The sequence below is a fragment of the Pseudomonas sp. PSB18 genome (assembly GCF_014596565.1).
In the GTDB taxonomy this organism is placed as follows: Bacteria; Pseudomonadota; Gammaproteobacteria; order Pseudomonadales; family Pseudomonadaceae; genus Aquipseudomonas.
In genome coordinates this window covers 140,329-156,088 of the sequence record NZ_NOIN01000002.1, presented here as the reverse complement: position 1 = coordinate 156,088, position 15,760 = coordinate 140,329, and the positions used below count along the sequence as shown (strand labels likewise).

Below are 15,760 nucleotides of genomic sequence, written 5' to 3'. Positions count from 1 at the left end.
CATGTTCACACCGCCAGATACCTGTGGGAGCGAGCCTGCTCGCGATGAGGCCAGAGGGACAGGCCCGGAAATCAAGGTTTACTCAGTGAAGGACATGCCATACCTGGCCTTGGTGGCTTTCACCGCCTCCAGCACCGCCAGCAGGCAGTCGTCACGGTAGCGCTCCAGCGCCGCAATGCTGTGGCTGCCCAACTGATCGCTGGTGCCTTCCACCACATCATCGATCAGCTTCTCGGTCAGCTCGGGGGCCGGCAGGTAGGTCCACGGCAATTGCAGCGCCGGGCCGAACTGGGCCATGAAATGGCGCATCCCGGCGTCGCCGCCGGCCAGGGTGTACGTCAGGAACGTCCCCATGAACGACCAGCGCAAGCCGGCACCAAAACGGATGGCATCATCGATTTCCCCAGTGGTCGCCACGCCGTCGTTGACCAGGTGCAGGGCTTCGCGCCAGAGCGCTTCAAGCAGGCGATCGGCGATGAAACCGGGGACTTCCTTGCGCACGTGCAGGGGGCGCATGCCGAGCGATTCATAGACCTGCATGGCGGCCTGGATGGCTTCGGGCGCGGTGTTCTTGCCACCGACCACTTCCACCAGCGGCAGCAGGTACACCGGGTTGAACGGGTGACCGACCACACAGCGTTCCGGATGGGTGGAACCTTCGTAGAACTCGCTCGGCAGCAGCCCCGACGTGCTGGAGCCGATCAGCGCATCGGGCTTGGCGGCAGCGCTGATCTGGCTGTGCAGTTGGAGTTTGAGTTCCAGGCGCTCGGGGGCGCTCTCCTGGATGAAGTCGGCATCGCGCACGCATTCTTCGATGGTCGCGACAAAGCGCAGCCGGTCCTGGGAGGCGCCAGGCGCCAGGCCTTGTTTCTCCAGCGCGCCCCAGGCACTGGCCACGCGTTTGCGCAGCGCTGCCTCGGCGCCCGGTGCCGGGTCCCAGGCCACGACGTCCAGGCCATGGGCAAGGGCGCGGCTGACCCAGCCGCTGCCGATGACGCCACTGCCCAGGGCGGCGAAGGTCTTGATGTCGGTGATAAAGCTCATGGTGGTTTCCTGAAAAGGGTCGGTAATTTTCTGTGGGAGCAAGGCTTGCCCGCGATGACGGCGGCACATTCAACGCGGATGTCGACTGTTCAATCGCCATCGCGGGCAAGCCTTGCTCCCACAGAGGGGATGATGGAGGGAGCGGTCAGCCGCGTTGGGTCAGGCCCATTTTCTTGCGGCCTTCAGCGGGCGTGAGCACGCGGGCACCGAGGCGGCTGAGGATCTCGCCGGCTCGTTCCACCAGTTGGCCGTTGGTGGCGAGTACGCCCTTGTCCAGCCACAGGTTGTCTTCCAATCCGACCCGCACGTTGCCACCCAGCAACACCGCCTGGGCGGCCATTGGCATTTGCATGCGACCGATGCCGAAGCCGGCCCACACCGCGTCCGCCGGCAGGTTGTCGACCATGGCTTTCATGGTGGTGGTGTCGGCCGGCGCGCCCCATGGGATGCCCAGGCAGAGTTGGAACAGAGGGTTGTCCAGCAAGCCTTCCTTGATCATCTGCTTGGCGAACCACAGGTGGCCGGTGTCGAAGATTTCCAGCTCGGCCTTGACCCCCAACTCGGTGATGCGCCGGGCCCCGGCCCGCAGTTGTGCCGGGGTGGAGACGTAGATGGTGTCGCCGTCGCCGAAATTCAGGGTGCCGCAATCCAGGGTGCAGATTTCCGGCAGCAGTTCTTCGACATGGGCCAGGCGGGTCAGCGGTCCTACCAGATCGGTGTTGGGACCGAACTCCATCGGCCGCTCGCCGCCGCCGATCTCCAGGTCGCCACCCATGCCGGCGGTGAGGTTGACGATGATGTCCACGTCCGCCTCGCGGATGCGTTCCATCACTTCGCGATACAGCGCCACGTCGCGGCTGAACTTGCCGGTCTGTGGATCGCGGACGTGGCAATGGACCACCGTGGCCCCGGCCTTGGCGGCTTCGACGGCGGCCTCGGCGATCTGTTTCGGCGTGACCGGTACGTGAGGGCTCTTGGCGGTGGTGTCGCCAGCACCGGTGAGTGCGCAGGTGATGATGACGTCGTGGTTCATGGTGCGGTTTCCTTCAGGCGTAGTGAGTCACTGCGCAGCCAGTTGGGTGCCGCGCAGAGGAATAACGTTCGATCAGTTACTGGTCAGTTTCAGGTTGTCGGCGGCCGGCTTGCCGTCGAAGGTGGTCACGCCTTCGAGCCAGCGCTGCTTGTCCTGCGGATGGTCCTTGAGCCATTGCCGGGCCGATTCGAGCGGGTCCTTGTGATCCAGCAGCGGCTGCATCATCCGGCTCTCGTCTTCGGCGCTGAAGGTCAGATTGCTCAGCAACCGGCTGACGTTCGGGCACTGTTCGGCGTAGTTCGGCGCCGTGACGGTCCATACGGTGGCCATGCCTTCATTCGGGCCGAGGGCGTCGTCGCTGCCGGTGAGGTAGGTCATCTGTACGTTGACGTTCATCGGGTGCGGCGCCCAGCCGAAGAACACCACGGCTTCCTTGCGCCGCACGGCACGGTCCACGGCGGCGAGCATGCCGGCCTCGCTGGACTCCACCAGTTGGAATTTGCCCAGACCGAACTGGTTCTTGGCGATCATGGCTTTGATCTGGGTATTGGCGCCGGAGCCGGGCTCGATGCCATAGATCTTGCCGCCCAGCTCCTTCTCGAACTTGGCGATGTCGGCGAAGGTCTTCAGGCCCTTGTCGGCCAGGTAAGTCGGCACGGCCAGGGTGGCGCGGGCATCTTTCAGGCTGGGTTGCTCCAGCACCTTCACCTGCTTGGCCTCGACGAACGGCGTGATGGTCTGGGTCATCAGCGGGTTCCAGTAGCCCAGGAACATGTCCAGGCGCTGATCGCGGATGCCGGCGAAGATGATCTGTTGGGAGGCGCTGGTCTGTTTGGTCTGGTAGCCGAGGCCGTCGAGCATCACCTGGGTCAAGGCGCTGGTGGCGATGACGTCGGTCCAGTTGACCACGCCCAGGCGCACGTTCTGGCACGCGGCCGGTTCGGCTGCCAGGGTGGTGGAGCTCATGCCCAGGAAGGTGGTACCGCTGAGTGCAAGAACGCAGTAGCTGATCAGTCGTTTCATGTCGGGTTCCTCGGCAGCTTATTGTTATGGGGTCCGGTGTCTGTGCGCCGGTGATGCCAAGTTACGCAGCCGGCCCTTTCGCAAAACGCACTGCGGCGACTCGCACTTGCACTGCAGCGACCTCTTGAATGGCCCCTGCAAGTGGCGTATCAAGACTCCCACGCTACCCGTCGTCCGAGTGCGCCATGTCCCAGGATTTCTATTTTTTGCTGATGCCGGGTTTTTCGGCCATCGGCTTCATTTCGGCCATCGAGCCGTTGCGGGTCGCCAATCGCTTTCGTGGCGAACTGTACCGCTGGCATGTGCTGAGTGCCGATGGCGGCGCGGTCCTGGCCAGCAACGGCATGTCGGTCAACGCCGATGCTGCGCTGGAGCCGTTGAAGAAAGGCGCGACCCTGTGGGTGGTGGCGGGGTTCGAACCGCTGAAATTCGCCACACCGGCGTTGCAGCGTTGGTTGCATCGGCTGGACAAGGAGGGCGTGACCCTGGGTGGCATCGATACGGGCAGTGTGGTCCTGGCCGATGCGGGATTGCTGGAGGGGCACCGTGTGACCCTGCACTGGGAAGCCATCGAGGCGTTCAAGGAGTCCTATCCGCAGCTCAGCGTGACCCAGGAACTCTTCGAAATCGACCGCCGCCGCATCACCTGCGCCGGGGGCACTGCCTCCATCGATCTCATGCTGGACCTGATCGGCCAGGCCCACGGCGCTGACCTGGCGATTCAGGTCAGCGAACAGTTCGTGCTCGGCCGCATCCGTCCGCGCAAGGATCACCAGCGCATGGAAATCGCCAGCCGCTACGGCATCCGCAACAAGAAGCTGGTGCATGTCATCGGTGAAATGGAAGCCCACAGCGAGCCGCCTCTGAGCACCCTTGAGCTGGCCGAATCCATCGGTGTCACCCGTCGCCAGCTCGAACGGCTGTTCCGCCTGCACCTGAACGACACCCCCAGCAACTTCTACCTGCGCCTGCGCCTGGAAAAGGCCCGGCAACTGCTGCGCCAGACCGATATGAGCGTGCTGGAAGTGAGCATCGCCTGCGGGTTCGAGTCACCGTCGTACTTCACCCGCAGTTATCGGGCAAGGTTCGAGCGGTGTCCTCGGGAGGATCGGCGCAAGGTGGTCTGAGGGCCGAACACAGGAAATCTGCTTATTGCTTCATCAACGCCGCGCACGCCGCCTTGTACGCCTCATGCTGATATTTGTTCAGCGTCGCCGGCAGGGCGAAGTCGTGTTTTTTGTGTTGCGCGTTGATCGTCTGCGGTGAGAGCAGCGTCACGTCGCAACCTTCCAGCAACTGCAAGACCCCTTCAATCTTGAAGGTTGTCGGGCCGCCGGCGAACTCGCCTTTCTTGCTGCGCTTCTTGATGGCGATGCGCTCGATAGCGTTCTCGGTGACGAACGCCCGTACCCGGGCCGCGAAGGCCTTGACGTTGGCGGCTTCGTCATCATCGTCCAGGGCGATTTTACGGGTGCTCAGCGCGACGTGACTCAATGCCTGTTGATCCAGCGAAGCGACGGCGATGATCGCTTCGCTGCCTTTGATTTCGATGCCGCAGATAATCATTCGAGCCTTCGGAATGGGAGGTATGAGGTCCAAGTCTATCCAATCGGAGCCGGGGGACGTGGTGATTTTTCTCGCTTCAGTCCAGGGACTTGCGCAAATTCAGCATGATCTTGTCGAAGTAATCGACCCGGATAACGCCGAAGCGGGGGTACTCGAAATCCAGGATCACATACAACACGCAGACCATGACCACCGCATAGCCCAGGCTGTGCAACCAGTGACGCTGCGCCGTACCGGCCATGCCGTAGCCGATCAGCACGGCGCTGACCAGGGTCATGGTCACCAGCATCAGGTAGATGATCAGTGGCGGGTGGGTTTCGTGGGCCACCGCGCGGGTAGTGGTGATGTCGATCATTTCGTTCAGCGCCTGCAGCACACTGACGCCCAGGGTTGGCGTGGGCATCTGCTGTTGGGCGGCGATGGTGCGTTTCCAGATGGTGTGCTGCAACTCGTTGGCGCGGTCATGGGCGGTTTCGTCGATCTCGTCCTCGCGCAAGTCGCGGTAGTAATCGATCCGGGCGTCGACGTAATCCCTGAAGGCCTGGCGTACCGCCGGTTGCTCGCTGGCCGGCAGCAGGTCCAGGCGCAGCCAGGCGGTGCCCATCGCGTTGGTTTCGGCAACGATCAGCGTCCGCTGCTGATCCAGACGCGAGGCGGCGCCGGAGAAGGTAAAGGCAATCAGCAGCGCCAGCAGGCCGAACACCGCGCCTTCAATCGCCCCGATGCCCTGGCGGGCGCCCTCCGGATCCTGGGCAAGATGACGGTTGCCGATCCGGCGACCGGCCTCGATGCCCAACACGATGGCGATAAAAATGGCCACGCCGTAGAAAGGCAGGACGGTAAGCGCGTGCATACGAGAATCCCTTGATTGTCGTACTCGGCTCGTCTGTACGGCGGGACGCGACGATGCCCGTTGGGTGTCTCAAAGGGTGAAATTGTCCCGCCCCTGGATGGAGAAACTGCCCTGGATAACGCTTCCGGCGGGTCCGAAAGTGAAATTACCGAGGTAGGTTTCCTCCTCATGATTGAACATCACCGAGACGGAGCCGTTGTCGGCATCATTGGTCCGGAAGCGTGTCTGGCCGTTCTCCGCCCACATTGTCCAGTAAGTGACGTAGACCTTCCGCTCCCCGATCACCAGGGTCTCGTTGGTCACCTCTGGACTGAACACCATTTCGATTCCGCGAATGACCCGTTCGGCGGCCGTGTCCGGCACCTGGACGGCGGAAAGCGTCAGGCGTAGCTGTCGGTCCGTCGTGTAATAGTCGTAGGCAAAATTGGTCATGTTGGACTGGAAGGGCGCGCCGTCCTCCAGCTGGGCGACAACATTACCGGATGATGGGGTTTGCCGGGTCTGAGGCAAGATATGTTGAGTCAGCATGATCAGCTCCCTGGCGATTAGGCCGAAGTCACGTGAATTCCTGTCACGTGCTGATCCTAGGCTTCTCTGTTTGGCCCGCCAACTGTCAAAGTTGACAGTTGGCGGCTAGTGGACTGTGAGGCCGGTTCGGGGATTCGAACACTAGAGCTCCAGTTGATCGGCATGGATACCAAAGGCCGCGGCGATCTTCTCGCGAGTGGCCCGGCGGGGTTTTGCAACGGACTCCTGCTGGGCAAAGGCCGGTTGCGAAATGCCCAGGCGCTTGGCGACGTCGTCCTGGGTCAGGTTCAGATGTTCGCGCCAGGCACGGATGGGGGTTGCGTTGTCGACCATACGGTCGACAACTTCATGGGGAATCAGATGACTATTCACTAGCAAATTTACTCCTGCCCAATTGACTCCAAAAACTCCGACCGATCATCGCTCACCTGGGCCATGCAGTCGTTTTCGGCTATTTTGTACGCTTCACTGCCCGGTTTGGCCGGGAAGGCGGCGATGGCGCAATCGGCGTCGCGCTGCTTCTGCCACAGTTGCTGGGCGGCTTTGATCTTGCCGGTGATGTCGTTGAGCTGGGGTTTGTCGCTGCCGTAGCGGGTTTGCAGGCGTTCGTAGAGGCCTTGCAGGTTTTCGCTCAACAACTGTTCGGCGGCGGTCCTGCCGTAGACCGAGCAGGCCAGGGTCTGGACGTCGTTTTCGACGGCGTCGCAGGGATTCTGTTCGGTGTCTTCGGTCGCGTGGGCGACGGTGCTGATCAGTGCCAAAGCCAGGAAGATTGATTTCATTGCGTTGCCGCTCGAGTCCAGTGAAAACCAGTGATGCAGCGGATTCTGGCGCAAGCGTCGGGCAAAGAACAGACGGGGAGGGTGGGCCTCGCACGGCCCTTTGTCGTGGATTGACGCTTTCGGCAATTCCCCTGTCGTTTTTGCACCGGGTCGCCACGGCCCTCAGGCATATGCTGGCCCCAAAGCGCCGGCAGACGATTCGGCGCATGAAATCCGATAAAAGGGGACTGCCTGATGAGCCCAGCCGAATTGCACGCCGACAGCATCGTTATCGACGGGCTGATCATTGCCAAATGGAACCGCGACCTGTTCGAAGACATGCGTAAGGGCGGCCTGACCGCTGCCAACTGCACCGTGTCGGTATGGGAAGGCTTCCAGGCCACCATCAACAACATCGCAGCCAGCCAGAAACTGATCCGCGAAAACAGCGACCTGGTGATCCCGGTGAAAACCACCGCGGACATCCGCCTCGCCAAGGAACAGGGCAAGACCGGCATCATCTTCGGCTTTCAGAATGCCCACGCCTTCGAAGACCAGCTCGGTTACGTCGAGATCTTCAAGCAGCTCGGCGTCGGTGTGGTGCAGATGTGCTACAACACCCAGAACCTGGTCGGCACCGGCTGCTACGAACGCGACGGCGGCCTGTCGGGCTTCGGTCGTGAAATCGTCGCCGAGATGAACCGTGTCGGCATCATGTGCGACCTGTCCCACGTCGGTTCCAAGACCTCTGAAGAAGTCATCCTCGAGTCGAAGAAGCCGGTCTGCTATTCCCACTGCCTGCCGTCCGGCCTGAAAGAGCACCCGCGCAACAAGTCCGATGAAGAGCTGAAGTTCATCGCCGACCACGGTGGCTTCGTCGGCGTGACCATGTTCGCGCCGTTCCTGGCCAAGGGCATCGATTCGACCATCGACGACTACGCCGAAGCCATCGAATACACCATGAACATCGTCGGTGAGGACGCCATTGGCATCGGTACCGACTTCACCCAGGGCCACGACCAGGCGTTCTTCGAGATGCTGACCCACGACAAGGGCTATGCCCGCCGTCTGACCAGCTTCGGCAAGATCATCAATCCCCTGGGCATCCGCACCGTGGGCGAGTTCCCGAACCTCACCGAGACACTGCTCAAGCGCGGCCATTCCGAGCGAGTGGTGCGCAAGATCATGGGTGAGAACTGGGTCAATGTCCTCAAGGACGTCTGGGGCGAATAAACGCCGCTGCTGCACTGAATCCTTTACCTGCGGCCAACCGCGTCGCAGGCAACATCACGAATTTCCGGAGTCAAGTTTCAATGGCCAAAATCGCCCCTCAACTGCCTATCGAAGTCGACAGCGAAACCGGTGTCTGGACCTCCGACGCCCTGCCGATGCTCTATGTGCCACGTCACTTCTTCGTCAACAACCACATGGGCATCGAGGAAGTGCTGGGCGCTGACGCCTACGCCGAGATCCTCTACAAGGCCGGCTACAAATCCGCCTGGCACTGGTGTGAAAAAGAAGCCGAATGCCATGGCCTGGAAGGCGTCGCGGTGTTCGAGCACTACATGAAGCGCCTGTCGCAACGTGGTTGGGGCCTGTTCAAGATCCAGGACATCGACCTCGACAAAGGCACCTGCAGCGTCAAGCTCGAACACTCGGCATTCGTCTATGTGTACGGCAAGGTCGGACGCAAGGTCGACTACATGTTCACCGGCTGGTTCGCCGGTGCCATGGACCAGATCCTCGCCGCACGCGGCAGTTCGATCCGCACCGTGGCCGAACAGGTCTATGGTGGCTCTGAAGAAGGCCACGACGACGGCCTGTTCATCACCAAGCCGTTGTAAGTCGAGGATTGCGCCATGGCTTTTGAAGCAATGTTCCAGCCGATCCAGATCGGCAAACTGACCATCCGCAACCGCGTGCTCAGCACCGCTCACGCCGAGGTCTATGCCACTGACGGCGGGATGACCACCGACCGGTACGTGAAGTATTACGAAGAGAAGGCCAAGGGCGGCATCGGCCTGGCGATCTGCGGTGGTTCGTCGGTGGTCGCCATCGACAGCCCGCAGGAATGGTGGAGCTCGGTGAACCTGTCCACCGACCGCATCATTCCGCACTTCCAGAACCTGGCCGACGCCATGCACAAGCATGGCGCCAAGATCATGATCCAGATTACCCACATGGGCCGTCGCTCGCGCTGGGACGGCTTCAACTGGCCGACCCTGATGTCGCCGTCCGGTGTCCGTGAGCCGGTGCACCGTGCCACGTGCAAGACCATCGAGCCGGAAGAAATCTGGCGGGTGATCGGCAACTACGCCCAGGCCGCGCGCCGGGCCAAGGCCGGTGGCCTGGACGGCGTCGAGCTGTCCGCCGTGCACCAGCACATGATCGACCAGTTCTGGAGTCCGCGGGTCAACAAGCGTACCGACGAATGGGGCGGCACCTTCGAAGGCCGGATGAAGTTCGGCCTGGAAGTGCTCAAGGCCGTGCGCGCCGAAGTGGGCGACGACTTTTGCGTGGGCATGCGCATCTGCGGTGACGAGTTCCACCCGGACGGCCTGTCCCACGAAGACATGAAGCAGATCGCCAAGTACTACGACGACACGGGCACGCTGGACTTCATCGGCGTCGTGGGTTCGGGTTGCGACACCCACAACACCCTGGCCAACGTTATCCCGAACATGAGTTATCCACCGGAGCCGTTCCTGCACCTGGCCGCCGGTATCAAGGAAGTGGTCAAGGTCCCGGTGCTGCACGCGCAGAACATCAAGGACCCGAACCAGGCCACGCGGATCCTGGAGGGCGGTTACGTCGACATGGTCGGCATGACCCGCGCCCACATCGCCGACCCGCACCTGATCGCCAAGATCAAGATGGGCCAGGTCGACCAGATCAAGCAGTGCGTCGGTGCCAACTACTGCATCGACCGTCAGTACCAGGGCCTGGACGTCCTATGCATCCAGAACGCCGCGACCTCCCGTGAATACATGGGCGTGCCGCACATCATCGAGAAATCCACCGGGCCGAAACGCAAGGTGGTGGTGGTCGGTGCCGGCCCGGCCGGGATGGAAGCCGCTCGCGTGGCGGCCGAACGTGGGCACGACGTGACCCTGTTCGAGAAGAAGGAATTCATTGGTGGGCAAATCACCACCGCCTCGAAAGCCCCGCAACGGGACCAGATCGCTGGTATCACCCGTTGGTTCCAACTGGAACTGGCGCGGCTGAAAGTCGACCTGCGCCTGGGCGTGGCGGCCGACGCGGCGACCATCATGGACCTGCGTCCGGACGTGGTAGTACTCGCTGTCGGCGGGCATCCGTTCCTGGAACAGAACGAACACTGGGGCGCCGCCGAGGGGCTGGTGGTCAGCAGTTGGGACGTGCTTGACGGCAAGGTCGCACCGGGCAAGAACGTGCTGGTCTACGACACCATCTGCGAGTTCACCGGCATGTCGGTGGCCGACTTCCTCGCCGACAAGGGCAGCCAGGTCGAGATCGTTACCGACGACATCAAGCCGGGCGTGGCCATTGGCGGGACGTCGTTCCCCACCTACTACCGCAGCATGTACCCGAAAGAAGTGATCATGACCGGGGACATGATGCTGGAGAAGGTCTACCGCGAAGGCGACAAGCTGGTGGCGGTGCTGGAGAACGAATACACCGGTGCCAAGGAAGAGCGCGTAGTGGACCAGGTGGTGGTAGAGAACGGCGTGCGGCCGGACGAGGAAATCTACTACGCCCTCAAGGAGGGTTCGCGCAACAAGGGCCAGATCGACGTCGAAGCCCTGTTCGCGATCAAGCCGCAACCGTGCCTGGAGCAGAGCGGCGATGGCTACCTGCTGTTCCGCATCGGCGACTGTGTGGCGCAGCGTAATACCCACGCCGCGATCTACGACGCCCTGCGGCTGTGCAAGGATTTCTAACGGCTTGTGGATAACCCTGTGGGAGCAAGGCTTGCCCGCGATAGCAGCGATACGGAGCATCTGACTGACCGAGTCAATCCCATCGCGGGCAAGCCTTGCTCCCACAGGAATCGAGCAAGACATCCAGGTTTCTGTGCCTGCAAGACCTGAGGTCTTTGGGAGCTTCACCATGCTGAACACCCTTCTTCCCATCCTGCTGTTCGCCGCTCTGGGCCTCGCGGTCCTCGGCGCCTTGCGGCGGGTGAACATGTGGCGTCGGGGGCGACCGTCCAAGGTCAACCTGATCGGCGGCCTCTTTGCCATGCCCAAGCGCTACATGGTGGATTTGCACCACGTGGTGGCGCGGGACAAATACATTGCCAACACCCACGTTGCCACGGCCGGTGGTGCGGTGGCGTCGCTGGTGCTGGCGATCCTGGTGCACGGTTTCGGCCTGCATAACCGTTTCCTCGGCTATGCGCTGTTATTGATGTCGGCGGTGATGTTCGTCGGCGCGATCTTTGTCTACCTGCGTCGGCGCAATCCGCCGTCGCGCCTGTCGAAAGGGCCGTGGATGCGCCTGCCGAAAAGCCTGTTGGCGTTCTCGGCGTCGTTCTTCCTGGTGACCTTGCCGGTGGCCGGCATTCTCCCGGAGAACTTCGGTGGTTGGCTGTTGGCGGCGATCCTGGGCGTCGGCGTGTTGTGGGGCGTGTCGGAGCTGTTGTTCGGCATGACCTGGGGCGGGCCGATGAAGCATGCCTTTGCCGGTGCCCTGCACCTGGCCTGGCACCGTCGTGCCGAGCGCTTTGGCGGCGGTCGCTCCACTGGTCTGAAGCCGCTGGACCTGAACGATCCGGCCGCACCGTTGGGTGTGGAAAAACCCAAGGACTTCACCTGGAACCAGTTGCTCGGCTTCGACGCCTGCGTGCAGTGCGGCAAGTGTGAAGCAGCCTGTCCGGCGTTCGCCGCCGGCCAGCCGCTGAACCCGAAGAAACTCATCCAGGACATGGTCGTCGGCCTGGCCGGCGGCACCGATGCGAAGTTCGCCGGCAGCCCGTATCCGGGCAAACCGGTGGGCGAGCATGGCGGTAATCCTCACCAGCCGATCGTCAACGGCCTGGTGGATGCCGAGACGCTGTGGTCCTGCACCACCTGCCGTGCCTGCGTCGAGGAATGCCCGATGATGATCGAGCACGTCGACGCCATCGTCGACATGCGCCGGCACCTGACCCTGGAAAAAGGCGCCACGCCGAACAAGGGCGCCGAAGTGCTGGAAAATCTCATCGCCACCGATAACCCTGGCGGCTTCGCCCCGGGTGGCCGGATGAACTGGGCGGCGGACTTGAACCTGAACCTGCTCAGCGAGAAGAAATCCACCGACGTACTGTTCTGGGTCGGTGACGGTGCCTTCGACATGCGCAACCAGCGCACCTTGCGCGCCTTCGTCAAAGTGCTGAAGGCCGCGAACGTCGACTTCGCCGTGCTCGGTCTTGAAGAGCGCGACAGCGGCGACGTGGCCCGACGCCTCGGTGATGAAGCGACGTTCCAACTGTTGGCCAAGCGCAATATCCAGACCCTGGCCAAATACAGTTTCAACCGCATCGTGACCTGCGACCCCCACAGTTTCCACGTGCTGAAAAATGAATACGGCGCCTTCGATGGCAACTACCTGGTGCAGCACCACAGCACCTACCTGGCGGAAGTCATCGACGCCGGCGCGCTCAACCTCGGCCAGCACAAGGGTGACAGCGTGACGTATCACGACCCGTGCTACCTGGGCCGCTACAACGGCGAATACGAGGCGCCACGCCAGGTGCTGCGCGCCCTGGGGATCGAGGTCAAGGAAATGCAGCGTTCCGGTTTCCGTTCGCGTTGCTGCGGCGGTGGCGGCGGTGCGCCGATCACCGACATCCCGGGCAAGCAGCGGATCCCTGACATGCGCATGGAAGACATCCGCGAAACCGGCGCCGAGCTGGTGGCTGTGGGCTGTCCACAGTGCACCGCGATGCTCGAAGGTGTGGTCGAGCCCCGGCCGATGATCAAAGACATCGCCGAGCTGGTGGCCGATGCCCTGCTCGAAGAGGCAGCGCCGAGCAAGTCTGCGGCCCCGGCCAAACGTGAACCTGCGGAGGTGCATTAATGAGCGACATCATCCGCCGCGACCCTCGCGCCGAGTGGATCGCCCGCAACCGCCTGCACCCGCTGCACGCGGCCATGCAACCGGTCCAGCACAGCTGGATGGGGCCCAACGGCATCGTTCGCAAGAATGTCCATGGCGTCGGCTTCATCGGCCCCAACGGTATCAAGCGTATCGACCGCAGCGGCGCCCAGCAGGGCGGCACGGCCAAGCGCAGCGCCGCGACTGAAGTGCAACTGCCGTTGCATCAAGTGCCGCAACCGGCATTCCACATCTGTGTGGTGCCGGACATGGTGGGCGGACGCCTCAGCAGTCACGACCGGGATCTGTTGGGCCTGGCTCATCAGCTGGCCGGTACGGACGGTGCCGTGCTGGCAGTGGTCTTCGGCGAGCATAAGGAAAGCGCGTTCGCCACGGCCGGCGTCGACCGGCTGTTGGTGCTGGACGGCGAGGAATTCAGCGGTTATGCACCGGAACAACGTGTGCAAGGCCTGCGCGCTGTGGATAACCAGTTCAATCCGCGGCATTGGTTGCTGCCTGACAGCCGCAGCGGTGGCGCCGAACTGGGCCGGCGCTTCGCCGCGGCCTTGGGCGAGCGTCCGGCTACCCGCGTCTGGCAGGTCAAGGGTGAGGAATGCATCGGTCGCGCCGGCGCTGGCCTGCAAGACTTGGCCCGGCCTTTGGCCCGGTTGATCCTGGCGGCGGCCGAATGTGCCGAACCGGTCAGCGAAACCCGACACGAGGCGTTGCCGGTGGAGTTATCCACAAGCGTGGCCCGTAGCCTGTCGCGCATCGAGGACCTGGGGGCGGTGGCGGTGGATCCGGGCGCGATCCCGATGGCCGAAGCCGAATTCATTTTCTCCGGCGGCAACGGGGTCAAGGACTGGGCGCTGTTCCATCAGACCGCTGCGGCCCTGGGGGCCACTGAAGGCGCTTCGCGGGTGGCGGTGGACGATGGTTTCATGGCCCGGGACCGTCAGGTCGGCGCCAGTGGTACCTGGGTCACCGCACGGGTTTATGTGGCCGTGGGGATTTCCGGGGCGATCCAGCACCTGCAAGGCATCGGTGCCTGCGACAAGGTGGTGGCGATCAACCTCGACCCGGGTTGCGACATGATCAAACGGGCGGATCTGTCGGTGATCGGCGACAGCGCGGCGATTCTCCAGGCGCTGATCGCGGCCGTAGAGGCTTACCGCAACGAAGCCAAACGCGATGCGGCTTAAGTTAAGGATTCAACCATGACGATTCAAGTGATCAGCCTCGTCTCTATCGGTGCCCACCCTACCTCCGGTCGGCCAAGGCGTGCCGATCAGGACGCCCGGGCCGTGGAGCTGGGCTTGCAACTGGCCGGAAGCGACCTGCAAGTGCTGCATGCCGGCGACGTGGCCGAACCGGCCCTGCGCGCTTACTTGGGCATGGGCCTGGACGAGCTTCGCGTGCTGGAAAACCCGGCGGGGGCGGACGCGCTACCGGCCCTGACCGATTACCTGCGCGACGCGGGGCCCCAGGTGGTGCTCACCGGTAGCCAGGCGGAGACCGGCGAAGGCTCGGGAATGCTGCCGTTCCTGCTGGCGGAGAACCTGGGATGGCCATTGGTGGTGGGGTTGGCCCAGGTGGAATCCATCGACAACGGCGTGGCCCTGGTGCTACAGGCGTTGCCTCGTGGTCAACGGCGACGGCTGAAGGTGCGCCTGCCATTTCTCGCCACTGTGGATAACGCGGCGCCAAAGCCTCGCCAAAGTGCCTACGGTCCGGCCCGACGTGGCGCCTTGCATGCCGAAGAAGTCGAAGTGATCGACGACGAGTTGCTTGCGGCGGCAACGCTGCAGCCGGCCAAACCACGCCCCAAGCGCTTGAAAGTCATCAAGGCCAAGAGCGGCGCCGATCGCATGAAAGCCGCCACGGCCAAGGCCAGCGGTGGAGGCGGACAAGTGCTCAAGGGCCTGAGCCCGGAGGCCGGTGCCGAGGCGATTCTCAAGTTGCTGATTGAGGAAGGGGTGGTTCGCTAATCCCACATCCCCGCAAAACCCCATGTGGGAGCGAGCCTGCTCGCGATAGCGGCGTGTCAGCGACAACACAGTTGTCTGATATCCGGCTATCGCGAGCAGGCTCGCTCCCACAGAGGATGGGGTTTACTCACAACTCCTGCACGCGCCTGTGGATAACCTCAAAAGGCGTCTGATAGCTATTGGAATCCCCTTTCATGGACATTGTATTTCGTCCGGCTTCACCCGCGGATACGCCCGAGATTGCTCGCTTGTTCCAGATTTCCTCCGAAGGTGCTTCCGATTACATCTGGAGCCAGCTGGCGGCGCCTGGACAGGAGCTCGTGGAGGTGGGCGCGGCTCGCTACGCACGTGAGGATGTTGATTTCTCCTACCAGAACTGCGTCATTGCAGAGGCTGAAGGTCGGGTCATCGGGATGATGCACTGCTACGTGATGCGTCATGACCCGCTGGCGACGCCCGTCACTGATCCGGTCCTGGCGCCTTACGCTGATATGGAAATTCCCGATACCCTCTACATATCGAGCTTGGCCTTGCATGAAGGCTGGCGCAACAAGGGGCTGGGCGTGCGCTTTCTTGAGCTGGCACAACAGCGGGCCGATCGATTGAAACTCAAGGGGCTGAGCCTGATCGACTACGCTGCGAACACCGGCGCCCGGCGCTTCTATGAACGCCATGGCTTTGGCATCGTTAAAACCTGTCAGATTGTTCCGCATCCGATGATTCGGGTGACGGGAGATGCGTATCTCATGCATCGGCCGTGACCGTTGCAAGGCGTGGGGAGCGAGCGGGTGCTCCCCACGGACCGTTACCCACAATTACTGTATACCTACCTGTGGATAACCTGTTCGCTCCTTGCTATGCCCCTCGCCAGTCAAGCCTTCCAAGGCTGCGCTCAAAAAATGATCAG

The 15,760-nt window shown here is 62.6% G+C and carries 15 protein-coding genes and 1 pseudogene; 8 read left to right on the top strand and 8 right to left on the bottom strand.

Annotated features, from left to right (window positions below):
* Positions 1 to 78: 78 nt before the first annotated feature.
* The 3 genes from CGA22_RS04780 to CGA22_RS04770 form a co-directional block, all read right to left on the bottom strand.
* Positions 79 to 1,044 (bottom strand): L-carnitine dehydrogenase, encoded by a 966-nt coding sequence (locus CGA22_RS04780; RefSeq protein ID WP_041021083.1) that lies wholly within the window; start codon positions 1,042 to 1,044, stop codon positions 79 to 81.
* A 145-nt stretch (positions 1,045 to 1,189) separates the two neighbouring features.
* Positions 1,190 to 2,077, bottom strand: coding sequence for a 3-keto-5-aminohexanoate cleavage protein (locus tag CGA22_RS04775; protein ID WP_041021084.1), 888 nt, complete (start codon positions 2,075 to 2,077; stop codon positions 1,190 to 1,192).
* A gap of 72 nt (positions 2,078 to 2,149) precedes the next feature.
* Positions 2,150 to 3,100 (bottom strand): choline ABC transporter substrate-binding protein, encoded by a 951-nt coding sequence (locus tag CGA22_RS04770; protein WP_041021085.1) that lies wholly within the window; start codon positions 3,098 to 3,100, stop codon positions 2,150 to 2,152.
* A gap of 185 nt (positions 3,101 to 3,285) precedes the next feature.
* On the opposite strand from CGA22_RS04770, the gene CGA22_RS04765 reads away from it, so the two are divergent.
* On the top strand, positions 3,286 to 4,227 hold the full coding sequence (locus CGA22_RS04765; RefSeq protein WP_188258494.1) for a GlxA family transcriptional regulator: 942 nt from the start codon (positions 3,286 to 3,288) through the stop codon (positions 4,225 to 4,227).
* A 22-nt stretch (positions 4,228 to 4,249) separates the two neighbouring features.
* Here the strand turns inward: CGA22_RS04765 and CGA22_RS04760 are convergent, their stop codons facing one another.
* The 5 genes and pseudogenes from CGA22_RS04760 to CGA22_RS04740 all read right to left on the bottom strand — a co-directional run bounded on the left by CGA22_RS04760 (position 4,250) and on the right by CGA22_RS04740 (position 6,829).
* A complete protein-coding gene (locus CGA22_RS04760) occupies positions 4,250 to 4,666 on the bottom strand; it encodes a DUF3010 family protein (protein WP_041021570.1) in 417 nt (138 codons plus the stop codon).
* 76 nt (positions 4,667 to 4,742) lie between these two features.
* A complete protein-coding gene (locus CGA22_RS04755; RefSeq protein ID WP_188258493.1) occupies positions 4,743 to 5,519 on the bottom strand; it encodes a DUF4239 domain-containing protein in 777 nt (258 codons plus the stop codon).
* A gap of 69 nt (positions 5,520 to 5,588) precedes the next feature.
* Positions 5,589 to 6,047 carry a hypothetical protein gene (locus tag CGA22_RS04750; RefSeq protein ID WP_041021571.1) on the bottom strand — a complete coding sequence of 153 codons (459 nt, stop codon included), beginning with the start codon at positions 6,045 to 6,047 and terminating at the stop codon, positions 5,589 to 5,591.
* Positions 6,048 to 6,188: 141 nt separating this feature from the next.
* Positions 6,189 to 6,410, bottom strand: a pseudogene (locus tag CGA22_RS04745) (helix-turn-helix domain-containing protein); the annotation flags it as partial.
* A gap of 17 nt (positions 6,411 to 6,427) precedes the next feature.
* A complete protein-coding gene (locus tag CGA22_RS04740) occupies positions 6,428 to 6,829 on the bottom strand; it encodes a lysozyme inhibitor LprI family protein (RefSeq protein WP_041021572.1) in 402 nt (133 codons plus the stop codon).
* A gap of 234 nt (positions 6,830 to 7,063) precedes the next feature.
* Here CGA22_RS04740 and CGA22_RS04735 point away from each other — a divergent pair, with 234 nt between their 5' ends.
* The 7 genes from CGA22_RS04735 (at position 7,064) to CGA22_RS04705 (ending at position 15,614) form a co-directional block, all read left to right on the top strand.
* Positions 7,064 to 8,041, top strand: a complete 978-nt coding sequence (locus CGA22_RS04735) for a dipeptidase (protein ID WP_024776566.1) — start codon at positions 7,064 to 7,066, stop codon at positions 8,039 to 8,041.
* A gap of 80 nt (positions 8,042 to 8,121) precedes the next feature.
* Entirely contained in the window at positions 8,122 to 8,652 is a 531-nt protein-coding gene (locus CGA22_RS04730; RefSeq protein WP_041021573.1) for a DUF5943 domain-containing protein, read from the top strand.
* Between the two features lie 15 nt (positions 8,653 to 8,667).
* On the top strand, positions 8,668 to 10,728 hold the full coding sequence (gene dgcA / locus CGA22_RS04725; RefSeq protein ID WP_041021574.1) for a dimethylglycine demethylation protein DgcA: 2,061 nt from the start codon (positions 8,668 to 8,670) through the stop codon (positions 10,726 to 10,728).
* A gap of 169 nt (positions 10,729 to 10,897) precedes the next feature.
* The gene (gene dgcB, locus CGA22_RS04720) at positions 10,898 to 12,847 is read left to right on the top strand and encodes a dimethylglycine demethylation protein DgcB (protein WP_041021575.1); all 1,950 of its coding nucleotides are present in this window, start codon (positions 10,898 to 10,900) and stop codon (positions 12,845 to 12,847) included.
* A complete protein-coding gene (locus CGA22_RS04715; RefSeq protein ID WP_041021576.1) occupies positions 12,847 to 14,067 on the top strand; it encodes an electron transfer flavoprotein subunit alpha/FixB family protein in 1,221 nt (406 codons plus the stop codon). Before dgcB ends, CGA22_RS04715 begins: the two co-directional genes overlap by 1 nt.
* Positions 14,068 to 14,082: 15 nt before the next feature.
* Complete coding sequence (locus CGA22_RS04710; protein ID WP_041021577.1) at positions 14,083 to 14,853, top strand: electron transfer flavoprotein subunit beta; 771 nt, start codon at positions 14,083 to 14,085, stop codon at positions 14,851 to 14,853.
* A gap of 194 nt (positions 14,854 to 15,047) precedes the next feature.
* Entirely contained in the window at positions 15,048 to 15,614 is a 567-nt protein-coding gene (locus CGA22_RS04705) for a GNAT family N-acetyltransferase (RefSeq protein WP_041021578.1), read from the top strand.
* The last annotated feature ends 146 nt before the right edge of the window (positions 15,615 to 15,760 follow it).